This window comes from Nitrospirillum amazonense (assembly GCF_007828045.1).
Lineage (GTDB): Bacteria > Pseudomonadota > Alphaproteobacteria > Azospirillales > Azospirillaceae > Nitrospirillum > Nitrospirillum amazonense_C.
Window position 1 is genome coordinate 35,643 of sequence record NZ_VITN01000032.1, and the last position, 15,843, is coordinate 51,485.

Here is a 15,843-nt window from a genome sequence, read left to right on the forward strand (position 1 = left end):
GGCATATTTCCCGCCAATTTGGTGAGTTTTTCAGTATATCATCCGGTCATGGGGCCCTTCGGACGATGAAAATATGACCCGCCAAACCGCCGACCAGTTGGACCGCATCGACCTGAACATCCTGCGCATCCTGCAGGAAGATGGGCGCCTGTCGAATGTGGAGCTGTCCCGCCGCGTGAACCTGTCCCCCACCCCCTGTCTGGAGCGGGTGCGGCGCCTGGAACGCGACGGCTATATCCAGGGCTACGCGGCGCGGCTGGACCCGGAACGGCTGGGCCGCAGCCTGATGGCCTTCATCGAGGTGCGGCTGGACCGCACCAGCCCCGACGTCTTCAAAACCTTCGCCGACGCCATCGCCCCCATGGACGAGATCCAGGAATGCCATATGGTGGCCGGCGGCTTCGACTATCTGATCAAGGTGCGGGTGGCCGACATGGCGGCCTACCGCGCCTTCCTGGGGGACAAGCTGTCCAGCATCCCGGGGGTGGCCCAAACGCACACCTATATGGTGATGGAAGAGGTGAAGTCGACGGCGGCCATACCCGTGCCGGTGCGGTAGGCAGGCCCTGGGGCTCCGGTCCTGGAAGCGGCGCTGCGATAGTTGCCAATTCGCAGGACAAAACTGCCAAGGTCGCAATTATTTAATCAACTTTAAATAATAACTGCGGCGAGGGCTGGTATCAGGTCGCCCGCATCGGCCCCTCCTCGCCACAGGATAGACCCTACCATGTTCCGGAGCATGTTGCTGCGCCGCACCGCCGTGCCGCTGATCCTTTGCCTCGCCCCGTTTGCTGCCCACGCGGACGACGCGCCGCCGGCGGATCAGATCCAGGAGGTGGTCGTCACCGGCTATGGCCATAGCCTGCAGACGGCCAGCGAGGTGAAGCGGCAGGCCGACCAGGTGGTCGACTCCGTCTCGGCCGAGGACATCGGCAAGTTCCCGAACCAGAACGTGGCGGAGGCGCTGCAGCTGGTCACCGGCATCACCATGACACGCAGCCGCAGCGAAGGCCTGGACATCGCCGTGCGGGGCTTCGCGTCCAACTTCCAGACCACGCAGCTGAACGGCCGCAGCATCGCGGTGAACGAGAACGTGGAAAACGGCGGCGTGAACGGCCGGCAGTTCCGCTACGACGTGCTGCCGTCCGAACTGGTGTCGCGCATCGACGTCCAAAAGTCGCCGACCGCCGACATGAACGAGGGCGCCATCGGCGGCAACATCAACATCCTGACCTTCCATCCCTTCGACCTGGGCACCACCGCCAGCGTCAACGCGCAGGGCAGCTACTCCGACCTGCGCGACCGCGTCGACCCCTCCGTGTCCGGCATCGCCTCTTGGGTGAACGCCAACCGGGACCTGGGCGTGCTGATCGCCGCCTCCTACATGGAACGGTCGGTGCGGCAGGATCGCGAATACAGCACGGGCTGGCAGATCACCAAGGCCTGGGATCCGTACTTCGGCGGCGACACCTGGACGCCCACCCGCATCCGCCCCACCATCGAGCAGGAGGATCGCCGCCGCTACACGGTGGACGGGGCCTTGCAGTGGCAGCCCAATGAGCATTGGGAAACCAATGTCGATGTGCTGTTCTCCCGCCTGAAGGACAATTACGACGAATACGGAATCGACTTCTATCCGGGCGACAGCGCGGTGAAGCCGGCGGCGGGCACCTTCACGGTCACGGACGGCACCATGGTGCGCGGCACCTTCAACAACGTCTTCACCATGGCGTCCCGCGAGACATCCGGCCAGCGCCACGACCTGTTCGCCGCCGGCCTGAACCAGAAATGGACTGATGGCCCGTGGACCGTGGACGGCGATTTCTCCTATTCCTCGGCGCACAGCGTCACCGACGACCCCATCCACCGCAGCCGGCTGCAGGCCTACCTGCCGCTGACCATGGATTTCACCCGGGGGTATGAGGCCGCCTATGACCTGGTGACCCCGGTGAACCTGAACAGCCCCGGCAGCTATGTCGGCCGTCGCCTGGAATACCGCGATGAGGACAGCAAGGATTACGATTGGGGTGGCCGCCTGGACCTCACCCGGGACCTGAACGTCGGCCCCCTGTCCAGCCTGGTGCTGGGTGGGGAATACCGGGAGCGGGAACGCGACTATTTCCGCCGCGACCTGGTGAGCGAGGCCGGGGTCAAGGGTGTTCCCGGCTCGGCCTTCCCCTCATCCCTGTTCGAATCCTTCCCCTATTCCGACTTCATGAGCGGGTTCAGCGGCAACTTCCCGCGCACCTGGCTGGTGCCGAACGGCCGCGCCTTCTTCGCCAGCTACTTTGACAATTCGCTGCTGAACACGCCCCTGACCGCCGCCGACCTGGCCAACGGCTTCAAAGTGACGGAAGAGACCGTGGCGGGCTACGGTCGGCTGAACATGAAGACCGAACTGGCCGGCATTCCACTCACCGGCAACGCCGGCGTGCGGGTGGTGGACACCCGGCAGGTCTCCAGCGGCTATGCCACCAACGGCGTCACCGCGACGCCGGTGCGCTATGAGAAGAACTACACCGACCTGCTGCCCAGCCTGAACGTGAAGGCCGACCTGACGGACGACTTGGTTTCCCGCTTCAGCGTGGCCCGGGTGCTGACCCGCCCGAACCTGGGTGACATTGCGCCGCGTCTCAGCATTTCCAACGACGCGCCGACCGGCAGCGGCGGCAACCCCAACCTGTCGCCCTACATGGCGACGCAGTACGACGCCACGCTGGAATGGTATTTCCGCAAGGACGCGTCGCTGACCGGGGGCATATTCTATAAGCAGCTGGACAGCTACATCACCGCCAAGAACACCGAGATCAACATCCCCGGCCGTGGCGACATCCGCGTCACCACCCTGGCCAACGGCGGCAATGCCGAGGTTAGGGGGTTCGAGCTGGCCTATCAGCAGGTCATGACCTTCCTGCCCGCGCCCTTCGACGGCCTGGGCCTGCAGGCGAACTTCACCCACGCCGATGTCACCACCCTGTTCGTCACCGGCACCCGCACCGTCAAGGACCAGCTGCCCGGCCTGTCGAACAACAGCTACAACCTGGTGGGCTTCTACGACTACGGCCCCTTCGGCGCCCGCCTCAGCTATTCCTGGCGCAGCGCGTACATGAGCGGGTTCGGCAACGAGGTCAGCTCGGACACCAATGTCGATGCCTACGGTACGCTGGACGCCAGCCTCAGCTACGCCATCACGGAAAACATCACACTGACCCTGGAAGGGACCAACCTGACCGGTGCCGCCCTGTACAACTACGGCAACACCACCACCCAGCCGCGGGAAATCTACTACTACGGTCGCCGCTACACCGCCGGCGTGCGGGCGAAGTTCTAGGCCCCCGCCTCAGGATGGCCTTCATCGAAGTGCGGCAGGACCGCGCCGGTCCCGATGTCTTCAAAATCTTCGCCTACGCCATCGCCCCCATGGACGAGGTCCAGGAATGCCACATGGTGGCCAGCGGCTTCGACTATCTGATCAAGGTGCGGGTGGCCGACATGGCGGCCTACCGCGCCTTCCTGGGCGACAAATTCTCCAGCATCGCCAGCGTGGCCCAGACCCATACCTATATGGCGATGGAAGAGGTGAAGTCGACAGCGGCCATACCGGTGCCGGTGCGGTGAGGCAAACACCCGATGTATCCGTTCAGCCTTGAGGGCCGGGTGACATGCCGAAGGCCAAAGGACAGCCATATTGACCAAGCCGCTGAGCGTCTGGCCGGGCTGTGGGAAAGTGGAATCGCTTTGGAACGTGAATCCGCTCGCAGAACAAAACTCAGAGCGAAGCGCGGTCACGCGCGCTTCGCTCTCCGAAACTATACCAATGAATCAAAAGGCTACCGAGGCAGACCGAGGCATGTAAACCGCCCCAGGGCATGCCCGAGAAAAATGCCCGGCACAGAACGCCACAAGATCAAGTCAAATCTGGTGTTCCGCCAAGAACTTGAGGGCATCTTCAGATCGCGCCTCTACATCAGATCGGAGGGCAACACAGTTACTTGCCTCACCACCGTAGGTCTCCGACAAATTCTTGTCAAATTTGCTCGAAAATTGCTCCCGACGTGCCGGATCTTTCATTTTTGAAATATACGCCTTTACCGAGGCAACCTCGCCTTTATCTCCCCACCCGCAGAACCGGGCAAGCTTGGTACGGCTGCTCACCGAGAGGATCGCAGAGTAAGCGTCCTCCACAAAAGCACCGCACATGGCGTTCAACGGCGCGCCTTTGTCCCCTGCGCGCTCACAATCCCAATCGGTGAAGGCGTTGTTAAACCAGTAAGCCACGGGATGGTAGTTTCTCCACCCGCCTTCCGACATGAATTTTGCCATCGGCTCGTTAGGGGGAACCTTATCCCCAGGCAGGAAAAAGGCGACAAGGCAGCCACTCTCACCCGAACAGACGGCGGCTAAAGCTTCATCATAGGCGGATCGATCCTTGGCCGCCGAGGGTGAAATCTGAATGAAGACGTTTCGAACGCCCGCCTCAAGCCCGCCAATCACCTGCCATTTCGGGGCATCCGCCACCGGCGAGACCTTATTCCCGGAAGCGGGATTTAAGGGGCCGCTCGCCCCCCCGCCACGCATGCCCCAGATCACAAAGCCCGCGATGGCCACCGCACAAATTGCCCCCGCGGCAAGAAGCCCCTTCTTCACATCCCCCTCCACGTCAAAGTCCCATTAAGAGAACTGGATGGTACGAATTCCCCTTGTGGATTAAAAGCATAACCAAGATACGCGGATAAATTCCATGAACGCCGGGACTAAAACTGACGACAGTCCGACGGGTCACAAGAAATCAGCCACCCCCTCCGCCGCCACCTGCGCCCCGCTGAAGCAGGCTTGCAGCAGATAGCCGCCGGTGGGCGCCTCCCAGTCCAGCATCTCGCCCACGGCGAAGACGCCGGGCAGGCGGCGCAGCATCAAATGGTCGTCCAGTTCGGTCAGCGTGATGCCGCCGGCGGTGGAGATGGCGCGGTCCAGGGGGCGGATGGCGGTCAGGGTGATGGGCAGGGCCTTGAGACGGGAAGCCAGCGCCGCCGGGGTGGCGAGGTCGGCGGGGGATGCCCCCTCGCGCAGCAGGGCGGGGAGGACGCCCTCCAGGCCTAAAGCCTTGCGCAGGCGGTTCTTCAGGCTTTCCGACGGCGGCGCCTTGGCCAGGCGCGCCGTGGCGGTGGCCACGTCCAGGTCGGGCTTGAGGTCGATGTGCAGCACCGCCTGGCCGTCGCGGGCGATGGCCTCACGCAAGGGCGCGCCCAGGGCGTAAAGGGCGCCGCCCTCCAGGCCGGTGCGGGTCACCACCGCCTCCCCCCGGCTGGTCTGGCCGGCGAAGGACAGGGCAATGCGCTTCAGGGGCTGGCCCTCCGTGCGCTCGATGAAGGCGGGGGACCAGGCGACGTCGAAGCCGGCGTTGGCGGCGCGGAAGGGGGCGAGGTCAATGCCCTTCACCGCCAGCAAGGCCGCCCAGCCGCCGTCGGAGCCCAGGCGCGGCCAACTGGCGCCGCCCAGGGCCAGCAGGGTGGCGTCAGCCCGCACCGTCCGGGGCCCGTCCGGCGTGTCGAAGGCCAGCGCGCCGTCGTCGGTCCATCCGGTCCAGCGGTGGCGGGCCTTGAGCGTCACGCCCAGGCCGTCCAGCCGGCGCAGCCAGGCGCGCAGCAGGGGGGAGGCCTTGAGGCCCACGGGGAACACGCGGCCGCTGCTGCCGACGAAGGTTTCGATGCCCAGGCCGTGCACCCAGGCACGCAGATCATCCGGCGTGAAGCGCCTGATCCACGGCGCCACCACGGGTGCGGCCTCGCCATAGCGGGTGAGGAAACGGTCCAGCGGCTCGGAATGGGTGATGTTCAGGCCGCCGCGCCCGGCCATCAGGAACTTGCGCGCCGGTGACGGCATGGCGTCATAGACGTTGACGGCAACACCCTTGCCGGCCAGCGCCTCCGCCGCCATCAGGCCGGCGGGTCCCGCGCCGATGACGGCCACCGCCGGGCGCCGCCCCTCTTGATCCGCCGTCTGCGGCACCGCTGAACCCCTTCGCTCCAATCCCAGGCCGCTTCTAGGCATGGGCGCCCGCCGCCGTCAATCCGCACCACCACAAAAGCACATGGCGTCCGCGTCCGATGCATCACATAAAGACATCTTTATGTTTGCATCTGTACCCCCAGATGACTAGGGTGGCGAACATTGTTACCTGGAACATACCCGGCGCCCCTGATGCCGGCGGAGTACGCGATCATGGCCCTGACCCGTTCCCAACGCCTGGCCCGCCTGCCGGACCTGCTGAAGCAGCGCATCCTGGTGCTGGACGGCGCCATGGGCACCATGATCCAAGGCTACAAGCTGGATGAGGCCGGCTATCGTGGGGAGCGGTTCAAGGACTGGCACCGCGACGTGCGCGGCAACAACGACCTGCTGAACCTGACCCAGCCGAAGATCGTGCGCGAAATCCACCAGCAGTATTTCGACGCCGGCGCCGACATCGTCGAGACCAACACCTTCAATTCCACCAGCATCAGCCTGGCCGATTACGGCATGGAGGATCTGGCGTACGAGTTCAACAAGGCGGGCGCCGCCCTGGCCCGCGCCGCCGGTGACGCGTTGGAGGAGATTGATCCGTCGCGCCCGCGCTATGTCGCCGGCGCCATCGGCCCGACCAACCGCACCGCCTCCATCAGCCCGGTGGTGACCGACCCCGGCTTCCGCAACGTCGATTTCGATGAGCTGCGCCTGGCCTACCGCACCCAGACCGAGGGCCTGATCGACGGCGGCGTGGACATGCTGCTGGTTGAGACCATCTTCGACACCCTGAACGCCAAGGCCGCCTTGTTCGCCGTGGATGAGGTCCTGGAGGAAAAGGGGCTGGAGCTGCCGGTCATGATCTCCGGCACCATCACCGACCGCTCCGGCCGCACCCTGTCCGGCCAGACGACGGAGGCCTTCTGGAACAGTCTGCGCCATGTGAAGCCGCTGAGCATCGGCCTGAACTGCGCCCTGGGCGCCGACCTGATGCGCCCCTATGTCCAGGAACTGAGCCGCGTCGCCGACACCTATGTCAGCGCCCACCCCAACGCCGGCCTGCCCAATGAGTTCGGCGGCTATGACGAGACGCCGGAGCAGATGGCCGACGCGCTGCGCCACTGGGCCGGCGACGGCCTGGTGAACATCGTCGGCGGCTGCTGCGGCACCTCCCCCGTGCATATCCACGCCATCGCCGAGGCGGTGAAGGGCATCACCCCGCGCCCGCCCGCCGACCGCCCGGCGCGCATGCGCCTGGCCGGGCTGGAGCCGTTCGAGATGCCGGCATTCTAACCCGCCCCACCCAGACCCAGGCGCCCCGCCCCTCGTTTCGCTTCCGGAATCAGCCGCCATGACCCAGCCCCGCACCGCCATCTTCATCAATGTGGGTGAGCGCACCAACGTCACCGGATCGGCCAGGTTCAAGAAGCTGATCCTGAACGGCGATTACGAGGCGGCCCTGGCCGTCGCCCGCCAGCAGGTGGAGGGCGGCGCCCAGATCATCGACGTGAACATGGACGAGGCCATGCTGGACAGCGAGGCCGCCATGGTCCGCTTCCTGCGCCTGATCGCCTCGGAGCCCGACATCGCCCGCGTGCCGGTCATGATCGACAGTTCCAAGTGGAGCGTGATCGAGGCGGGACTGAAGAATGTCCAGGGCAAGGCCATCGTCAATTCCATCAGCCTGAAGGAAGGCGAAGAGGCCTTCATCGCCCAGGCCAGGAAGGTGCGCCGCTATGGCGCCGCCGTGGTCGTCATGGCCTTCGACGAGAAGGGCCAGGCCGACACCGAGGCGCGCAAGGTGGAGATCTGCCGCCGCAGCTATGACGTGCTGGTCAACAAGGTCGGCTTCCCGCCGGAAGACATCATCTTCGACCCCAACATCTTCGCGGTGGCCACGGGCATCGAGGAACACAACAACTACGCCGTCGACTTCATCAACGCCACGCGCCGCATCCGCGCCGAGCTGCCGGGCGCCCACGTCTCCGGCGGCCTGTCCAACGTCTCGTTCAGCTTCCGCGGCAACGAGACGGTGCGCCAGGCGATGCACGCCGTGTTCCTGTACCACGCCATCGCCGCCGGCATGGACATGGGCATCGTCAACGCCGGCGAGCTGCCGGTGTATGAGGACATCCCGGCCGAGCTGCGCGAGCGGGTTGAGGATGTCATCCTCAACCGCCGCGAGGACGCCACCGATCGCCTGCTGGAAGTGGCGGAGAAGTACAAGGGCGGCGGCGCCAGGAAGGAGGCGGACCTCAGCTGGCGCCAGGCGCCGGTGAACCAGCGCCTGACCCACGCCCTGGTGCACGGCCTGACCGACTGGATCGACGAGGATGTGGAGGAGGCCCGCCAGGCCGCCGACCGACCGCTGTCGGTCATCGAAGGCCCGCTGATGGACGGCATGAACGTGGTGGGCGACCTGTTCGGCGCCGGCAAGATGTTCCTGCCCCAGGTGGTGAAGTCGGCCCGCGTCATGAAAAAGGCCGTGGCCTACCTGCTGCCCTACATCGAGGCGGAGAAGGATGGGGCCGCCAACCGCAGCAACGGCAAGGTGCTGCTGGCCACGGTGAAGGGCGACGTGCACGACATCGGCAAGAACATCGTCGGCGTCGTCCTGCAGTGCAACAATTACGAGGTCGTGGACCTGGGCGTCATGGTGCCCTGCGCCAAGATCCTGGAGACAGCCAAGCAGGAGAAGGCCGACATCATCGGCCTGTCCGGCCTGATCACCCCGTCACTGGACGAAATGGTGTTCGTGGCCAAGGAGATGCAGCGCGAGGGTTTCCACCTGCCGCTGCTGATCGGCGGCGCCACCACCAGCAAGGTGCATACGGCGGTGAAGATCGACCCGGCCTACCAGGGCCCCGTCGTCCATGTCATCGACGCCAGCCGCGCGGTGGGCGTGGCCGGCAACCTGATCAGCCTGGCGGCCAGGGGCGACTATGCCCAGGGCGTGAAGGGCGATTACGCCCGCATGCGCGAGGCCCACGCCCGCGCCCAGGCCAACCGCGCCCGCCTGCCCATCGCTGACGCCCGCGCCAACCGGGCCCGGCTGGACTGGGCGGCGTATGAGGCGCCGCAGCCGCTGAAGCCTGGCCTGACGGTGTTCGAGGATTACGACCTGGCGGAGCTGGTGTCGCGCATCGACTGGCGCCCCTTCTTCCAGGCCTGGGAACTGGCCGGCACCTTCCCCGCCATCCTGGAGGATGCCGTGGTGGGCGAGGCCGCGCGCAACCTCTACGCCGACGCCCAAGCCATGCTGCAGCGGATCGTCGGTGAGAAGTGGCTGACGGCCCGCGCCGTGGTCGGCCTGTGGCCCGCCAACACCGTGGGCGACGACATCGAGATCTACGCCGACGCCAGCCGTTCAGCAGTCAAGGCCACGCTGCACACCCTGCGCCAGCAGATGGCGCGCGAGGCCGGCCGCGACCGGCCGCACCTGGCCCTGGCCGACTTCGTGGCGCCCAAGGAGACGGGTGTCGCCGATTGGATCGGCGGCTTCGCCGTCACCGCCGGCATCGGGCTGGAGGAACGCGCTAAGGCCTTCGAGGCGGCGCACGACGACTACAGCGCCATCCTGCTGAAGGCCCTGGGCGACCGCCTGGCCGAGGCCCTGTCGGAACGCATGCATGAGCGCGTGCGCACCGAGCTGTGGGGCTACGCCGCCGGCGAGAGCCTGAGCAACGAGGACCTGATCGCGGAGAAGTACCGCGGCATCCGCCCGGCCCCCGGCTACCCCGCCTGCCCCGACCATACGGAGAAGGGCATCCTGTGGCAGTTGCTGGATGCGGAGAACAACACCGGCATCACGCTGACCGAGAGCTACGCCATGACCCCCACCGCCGCCGTCAGCGGCCTGTACTTCGCCCATCCGGACGCCAAGTACTTCGGCCTGGGCAAGGTGGAACGCGACCAGGTGGCGGACTATACCGCGCGCAAGGGCATGGACATGGCCACCATGGAACGCTGGCTGGCCCCCAATCTGAACTACGAGCCCGCCACGACGGATGGCGTGGCGGCGGCGTGAGGCTGCGCCCCTTGCCCGGCGAGTCCTCCGGCCAAATGTCGGTTTGGCGGTAGGCGCAGTTGTCGCCGGCCCCCTGCTGTTCCAAACGATGGGTGAACCGGTGCCGGTAGTCGTAGCCGGTGACCGTGACACCTGCCATTCCCATCCCCCATCATCACTGCCAGATGTTGATCTGCTCCGGCGTGCAGCGGTAGTGCCAGCGCTCGCCGTTCCAGCGGATGCGGCCTTCCCATTCCTCGCCCCGGAAGCCGAAATCGCTGGGCGGCCCGAAGCGCTGGACGAAGGCGTCATAGATGCGATGCCGGCATTCGCCCATGGGCGGCGGACCCTCGCGGCGATCGTCGTCCCAGTTGATGCCGCCCTGCGGCGGCGGCGGGGGCGGCTGGTCATAGGCGCCGGGACCGTTGTTCCAGGTGATGCCCCCGCCATAGCTGGGCGGCGGGCCGTAAGAGGGCGGAGGCGGGGGCGGGTTGTAGACCGGCGGCGGGGGCGGCGGCTCCGGCTGGTAGTAGCGGCCGTCGATCTGGCGGGCGGACGAGATGCTGGCGAACAGGCCGATGGAGCCCAGGTCAGCGATGCGGGTGCCGCGGCCCACGCGCTTGCAGTCATGGAAGCCGGCGTTCCTGCACACCTCCCACTCGCCCGAACGCACGATCATGGACTTGGCCCTATCGTTCCAGCGGCCCATGTCCGCCAGGTTTTCCACACCGTCGCGGATGGTCAGGGCCTCACCCCGGAACCCGGCCTCGGAGAAAAGGGTGATCTCACCCGCCAGCGCGCCGCCGGCGGTCAGCAGGGTACCGGCCAGGACGGCCGCGCCCATCAATCGGTGCATCAAACGTGTCATGACGGTCCACCCTGTCATCCATTGGGGGCATTGTTTGCAAGAATGCCTTCCCGGCGGATGTAACCTAATCCGCCGAGAATGGCGAGCCCATGGCAGGGGGGTGACATCATTCGGGTTTGGCGGCCTGCTCAGGGGGCCTTGGGCGCCCGCACCCCCAGCATATGGCAGATGGCTACGGTCAAGTCGGCCCGGTTCAGCGTGTAGAAGTGGAAGTCGCGCACCCCTTCCCGCTCCAGCCGCAGGCATTGCTGCACCGCCACGGTGGCGGCCACCAGCTGGCGGGTTTCCGGTTCCGCGTCCAGGCCGCCGAACAGGTCCTCCATCCAGGCGGGCACGGCGCAATTGCACTTGGCGCCCAGTTCCACCGCGCGGCCGAAGTTGGTGATGGGCAGGATGCCGGGCACGATAGGGATGTCGATGCCCGCCGCCGCGACCGTGTCGCGGAAGCGCAGGAACCGGTCGGTGTCGAAAAAGAACTGGCTGATGGCGCGGGTGGCGCCGGCATCCACCTTGCGCCGCAGATTGTCGATGTCGGCGGCGGCGCTGGCGGCCTCGGGATGGGTTTCGGGGAAGCAGGCCACGGAAATCTCGAAGTCCGCCACCCGCTTCAATCCGGCCACCAGGTCGGTGGCGTAGGCGTAGCCGCCGGGATGGGGCTGGTAGCCGCTGCCGCCCAGGCCGCCGCTGCCGTCCGCCGCCTGGGGCGGATCACCGCGCAGCGCCACGATGTGACGGATGCCGGCGTCCCAATAGGCCCGCGCGATGGCGTCGATCTCTTCCTTGGTTGCCGCGACGCAGGTCAAATGGGCGGCGGCCGGAATGCCGGTCTGCCGCTGGATGGCGGTGACGGTGGCGTGCGTGCGTTCCCGCGTGGAGCCACCGGCGCCGTAGGTGACCGAGACGAAGGCCGGCGACAGCGGCGCCAGGCGGCGGATGGCCTGCCACAGCGTCTGCTCCATCTTTTCCGTCTTGGGCGGGAAGAATTCAAAGCTGACGCGCAGGTCCCGCGGCACGGTCACCAGCGGCTCACCACCCCCCAAGGGGCTGTCGGCGGCGGTCTCAGTCACGATGGTCATGGCAAGTCTCGGCGTGTTCGGGGCGATCAGGCGGGCCGCTGGCCGGACCAGAGGGTCACGGTCAAGGGGGTGCCAGGCAGGTGCACGGGTTGGACCGGCGTCAGGCCGGCATGGCCGAACCATTGCGCCATTTCGATATCCGTGAAGCCCAGGCGGCGGTGGGCATGGTCGGTCCGCAGGTTTTCCAGGGCATGGCTGGCGAAATCGACCACCACCACACGGCCGCCGGGACGCAGCACGCGCGCGGCCTCCACCAGTACCTCCTGCGGATCCTCGGCGTAGTGCAGCACCTGGTGGACGATCACCATGTCCTGGCTGCCGCTGGGGACGGGCACCTGGTACATGTCGGCCAGCCGCACCTGCACGTGGCGCAGGCCCGCCTTTTCCAGATTGGCCCGCGCCACCGCCAGCATCTCGCGCGAGGCGTCGATGCCCAGGGCACGGGTGACATGGGGGGCGAACAGCTCCAGCATGCGGCCGGTGCCGGTGCCGATGTCCAGCAGGTCGCCGATGCCACCGCCCGGCACCAGGGCCAGCAGCGCCTGTTCCACCTCGCGCTCGGGCACGTGCAGGCTGCGCACCTCATGCCAGCGGGCGGCGTTGTCGCGGAAATACTGGGCCGCCGTCTCCTGCCGCGCGCGCTTGATCTGGTCCAGCCGTTCCAGGTCCAAGGCCAGGCCGGGGTCGTCCGCTGGAATGGCGTCCACCAGGGTGCGCGCCAGTTCCGCCACCGCCCCCCGCTCCGCCAAACGATAGTAGGCCCAGATGCCTTCGCGGAAACGGTCCAGCAGCCCGGCGTCGCACAGCAGCTTCAGATGCCGCGACACGCGCGGCTGGCTCTGGCCCAGGATCTGCGTCAGCTCGCTGACCGTCAGTTCGCCATGGGCGCACAGGGCCAGCAGACGCAGGCGCGTCGGCTCAGCCGCCGCCTTCAGGGCCCCAAGCAAAAAGTCCATGGTCCAAGAATCCCAATGCCACCGCAGTCTCTGGGATCATTTGTACATATAAAGATGTCTTTATGCGAGCGAATAATGACAACAATACGAGACGGCAAACGCGCCACCCGGCGACGGGCAAGGCGGTATAATGGCCTACGTCCCATCACCAGCCACGGGGGCGCGGGTGTGCCGCACCCACTCGTCCGATGGCCGACCCCTATATCGAAGGTCAGATAGAAAATGGCCCCACCTTGGCCCACCTCATAGTGGTGCCTGGATTTGGCCACAAAGTATGCCAATCATTCATCAATAACCAATTTAACCGTGGGTTGACGCATGCGCCTGATGTCGCCGATCCCGCAGGGCGGGCCCCTGGTTTCTTTCATGCCGGCATGGCTCCTGGCGCATCGGGGGCGGCGATTGGCCCCCGCGTTACTTGCGGTGGGCATGTTGCTGGGCGTCTCAGCCTGCGCCACCAATCCCGATGGCACGACCATGCGCCCGGCCCTCGCCGGGCCCGATGCCAACGACCCGCTGGAGGACGTGAACCGCGGCGTCTTCTGGTTCAACGACCAGGTGGACCAGGCCGTGCTGCGCCCCGTGGCCCAGGCCTATCGCTGGGCCATCCCGCCGGCGCTGCGCGACGCCGTGTCCAACGTGCTGAACAACGTGCGCTCCCCCCTCACCCTGGCCAACAACCTGCTGCAGGGCGACTGGGATGGCGCCGGCGTGACCGTGGAACGCTTCGTCATCAACTCCACAGTGGGCATCGGCGGCCTGGTGGACGTGGCCGCGGCCAACGGCATCCCCTATCATTACGAAAGCCTGAGCCAGACCTTCGCCGTCTGGGGCATAGACGAGGGGCCCTATCTGGTGTTGCCCTTCCTGGGCGCATCCTCCGTCCGCGACGCCGTGGGCTTCGGCCTGGAATCCTGGGGTGACCCGGTCACCCGCGTGTCCACCAACACCGACAACGACTGGGCCAACTATACCCGCGTGGGCTTGACGGTGCTGGACGTGCGTTCAACCTATTTCGAGGCGCTGGACGATTTGCGCAAGAACAGCGTCGACTACTACGCCGCCATGCGCGCCGCCTACCGGCAGCAGCGTGATGGCTATGTCTTGAACGGCAAGGCAGATCCGCGCCAATACCCCAGCATTCCCGACTACTCCCAGAACCCTGACCCGTAATAGAAAGGCGCCGGGCTCAGGGGGATCACCGGCACCGGTCCGGCGTTGAAACTGTACTGGCCCGCCGTGACCCCCATCACTGCATCCGCCCCGTCCCCGACAGACTGTCCTGACACACGAAGAGATTAACAAGGCCATGACCAACATGCTGACGCGCCGCACCCTTTTGCTCGGCACCGCCACGATGGGCCTTGCCCTGTCCCTGGGCTTGCCGTTCGCCACCCCCGCCCAGGCCGCCGCGGATACCGGTGCCGCCGTGAAGTTCGTCCAAGGCCTGGGCGACAAGGCCATTGGCGTCCTGTCCAAGCCTGGTGCCTCGAAGGCGGAGATTCAGTCCACCTTCAACCAGCTGCTGCAGCAGAACTTCGACCTGCAGACCATCGGCCGCTTCGTCCTGGGCCGCTACTGGAACGTCGCCAATGACGCCCAGCGCCAGGAATACATGAAGCTGTTCCAGACCATGATCGTTTCGGTCTATTCCGAACGCTTCAGCCAGTACGCGGGCGAGACCTTCAAGGTCGGCGCCGCGCAGCCGGACGGCGACAAGGATGCCATCGTCAACAGCCAGGTGGTCCGCTCCAACGGACCGGCGGTGAACGTCGATTGGCGCCTGCGGTCCAAGGACGGCAGCTTCCGCATCATCGACGTGGTGGTGGAAAACGTCAGCATGAGCCTGACCCAACGGTCGGAGTTCGCGTCGGTGATCGAAAGCCATGGCGGCGACTTCAACGCCCTGCTGGAAGCCCTGCGCGACCGGATCCAGAAGGCCAACGCCGGCGTGGCCCAGTAAAGGCCGGCATCCGAGAGAATTGGCAGTTGGAATGGCGTCCCGAGGCAACGACCCCGGGGCGCCATTTTCTTTTGACGCTGGGCGCCGTAGCCTCCCGCCATGCTTAGGGAATGGATCGCCAGCCGGATGACGCTCTGCCCGCCCGCCGCCCGGCGGCTGGGCTACCATCACGAGTCCGCCGCCATCACGGCGCGGGCCCGGCGCCAGCGCGCCGCGTGGGCATCCCATCTGGCCAACAGCCGCCGCATGGTGTCACAGGCGGCGCAGCGCTTCGGCCGAGGCGGCACCCTGCTGGTGCTGGGGTCCGGGCCGCTGCTGGACCTGCCGCTGGACACCCTGGCGCCCCGCTTCGGCCGCATCGTCCTGGCCGACATCGCCCACGGGCCGGAAGCTCGATGGCGTGCCTGGCGCGATGCCAAAATCACGCTGGACCTGGTGGACCTGACGGGGACGGTGGCCGACATCGTCGCCGGCCGGCCGTTGAAGCCGTACTGCAACGCGTACGCCAATACCGCGCCGGACCTGGTTCTTTCCCTGAACCTGGCCTCGCAGTTGCCGCTGGCGGCGCACGGCCTGGTGGCGGTGCAGGAAGGGGAGACAGCGGCCGATGCCCTGGCGGCGGACATCGTGCGGGCGCACCTGGGCCATGTCGCGCGCTTGGCCGCCCCGTGCCTTATCCTGGCGGATGTGGAGCGGCGTTGGCTGGACGGCCAAGGCCGCATCCAAAGGGTCGAGGACCCCTTGTTCGGCCTAAGACTGCCGGGGGAGCCCTTGGCCACCTGGCCATGGACCGTGGCGCCCGCCGGTGAAATCACCCGCGAGAAAAGCTTCGAGACCACCGTGGCGGCCCACCTGTTGCTGGCGCCCCCTCCGCCTTAAGGGTCTGTTGATAAATTATCGCTTCAATCTGGTCGGTGTGTTTGGCGAAATGGTGTAGTTCCATTCGCCATGGAAGTCATGTCGACGGATGT

12 protein-coding genes and 1 pseudogene are annotated in these 15,843 nt (G+C 66.4%); 8 read left to right on the plus strand and 5 right to left on the minus strand.

Features of this window, described 5'->3' with window-relative positions; translation table 11 throughout:
- Positions 1–73 precede the first annotated feature (73 nt).
- From FBZ89_RS28290 to FBZ89_RS28300, 3 genes are all read left to right on the plus strand, one after another.
- Positions 74–559 carry an Lrp/AsnC ligand binding domain-containing protein gene (locus tag FBZ89_RS28290; protein WP_145754212.1) on the plus strand — a complete coding sequence of 162 codons (486 nt, stop codon included), beginning with the start codon at positions 74–76 and terminating at the stop codon, positions 557–559.
- Positions 560–727: 168 nt separating this feature from the next.
- Positions 728–3,331 (plus strand): TonB-dependent receptor, encoded by a 2,604-nt coding sequence (locus tag FBZ89_RS28295; protein ID WP_145754213.1) that lies wholly within the window; start codon positions 728–730, stop codon positions 3,329–3,331.
- A gap of 14 nt (positions 3,332–3,345) precedes the next feature.
- Positions 3,346–3,618: an Lrp/AsnC ligand binding domain-containing protein gene (locus FBZ89_RS28300; protein ID WP_145754215.1), complete on the plus strand. Its 273-nt coding sequence runs from the start codon at positions 3,346–3,348 to the stop codon at positions 3,616–3,618.
- Positions 3,619–3,912: 294 nt separating this feature from the next.
- Here the strand turns inward: FBZ89_RS28300 and FBZ89_RS28305 are convergent, their stop codons facing one another.
- Together FBZ89_RS28305 and FBZ89_RS28310 are read right to left on the minus strand one after the other, a co-directional pair.
- A complete protein-coding gene (locus FBZ89_RS28305; RefSeq protein ID WP_145754216.1) occupies positions 3,913–4,647 on the minus strand; it encodes a hypothetical protein in 735 nt (244 codons plus the stop codon).
- A 132-nt stretch (positions 4,648–4,779) separates the two neighbouring features.
- Positions 4,780–6,009, minus strand: a complete 1,230-nt coding sequence (locus tag FBZ89_RS28310; RefSeq protein ID WP_281292054.1) for a BaiN/RdsA family NAD(P)/FAD-dependent oxidoreductase — start codon at positions 6,007–6,009, stop codon at positions 4,780–4,782.
- Positions 6,010–6,222: 213 nt separating this feature from the next.
- On the opposite strand from FBZ89_RS28310, the gene FBZ89_RS31270 reads away from it, so the two are divergent.
- Together FBZ89_RS31270 and metH are read left to right on the plus strand one after the other, a co-directional pair.
- A complete protein-coding gene (locus FBZ89_RS31270; RefSeq protein WP_145754219.1) occupies positions 6,223–7,296 on the plus strand; it encodes a homocysteine S-methyltransferase family protein in 1,074 nt (357 codons plus the stop codon).
- A 19-nt stretch (positions 7,297–7,315) separates the two neighbouring features.
- Positions 7,316–10,030: pseudogene (metH, locus tag FBZ89_RS28320) on the plus strand (methionine synthase); the annotation flags it as partial.
- Positions 10,031–10,184: 154 nt separating this feature from the next.
- Here metH and FBZ89_RS31080 read toward each other — a convergent pair.
- From FBZ89_RS31080 to FBZ89_RS28335, 3 genes are all read right to left on the minus strand, one after another.
- Positions 10,185–10,877 carry a beta/gamma crystallin-related protein gene (locus tag FBZ89_RS31080; RefSeq protein ID WP_186457635.1) on the minus strand — a complete coding sequence of 231 codons (693 nt, stop codon included), beginning with the start codon at positions 10,875–10,877 and terminating at the stop codon, positions 10,185–10,187.
- Positions 10,878–11,005: 128 nt separating this feature from the next.
- A complete protein-coding gene (gene metF / locus FBZ89_RS28330) occupies positions 11,006–11,953 on the minus strand; it encodes a methylenetetrahydrofolate reductase (protein ID WP_145754222.1) in 948 nt (315 codons plus the stop codon).
- A 26-nt stretch (positions 11,954–11,979) separates the two neighbouring features.
- A complete protein-coding gene (locus tag FBZ89_RS28335) occupies positions 11,980–12,909 on the minus strand; it encodes an ArsR/SmtB family transcription factor (protein WP_145754224.1) in 930 nt (309 codons plus the stop codon).
- Positions 12,910–13,275: 366 nt separating this feature from the next.
- On the opposite strand from FBZ89_RS28335, the gene FBZ89_RS28340 reads away from it, so the two are divergent.
- The 3 genes from FBZ89_RS28340 to FBZ89_RS28350 all read left to right on the plus strand — a co-directional run bounded on the left by FBZ89_RS28340 (position 13,276) and on the right by FBZ89_RS28350 (position 15,751).
- Entirely contained in the window at positions 13,276–14,082 is an 807-nt protein-coding gene (locus tag FBZ89_RS28340) for an MlaA family lipoprotein (protein ID WP_246172826.1), read from the plus strand.
- A 136-nt stretch (positions 14,083–14,218) separates the two neighbouring features.
- The gene (locus FBZ89_RS28345) at positions 14,219–14,872 is read left to right on the plus strand and encodes an MlaC/ttg2D family ABC transporter substrate-binding protein (RefSeq protein WP_211115391.1); all 654 of its coding nucleotides are present in this window, start codon (positions 14,219–14,221) and stop codon (positions 14,870–14,872) included.
- A gap of 126 nt (positions 14,873–14,998) precedes the next feature.
- Positions 14,999–15,751 (plus strand): hypothetical protein, encoded by a 753-nt coding sequence (locus FBZ89_RS28350; RefSeq protein WP_145754225.1) that lies wholly within the window; start codon positions 14,999–15,001, stop codon positions 15,749–15,751.
- The last annotated feature ends 92 nt before the right edge of the window (positions 15,752–15,843 follow it).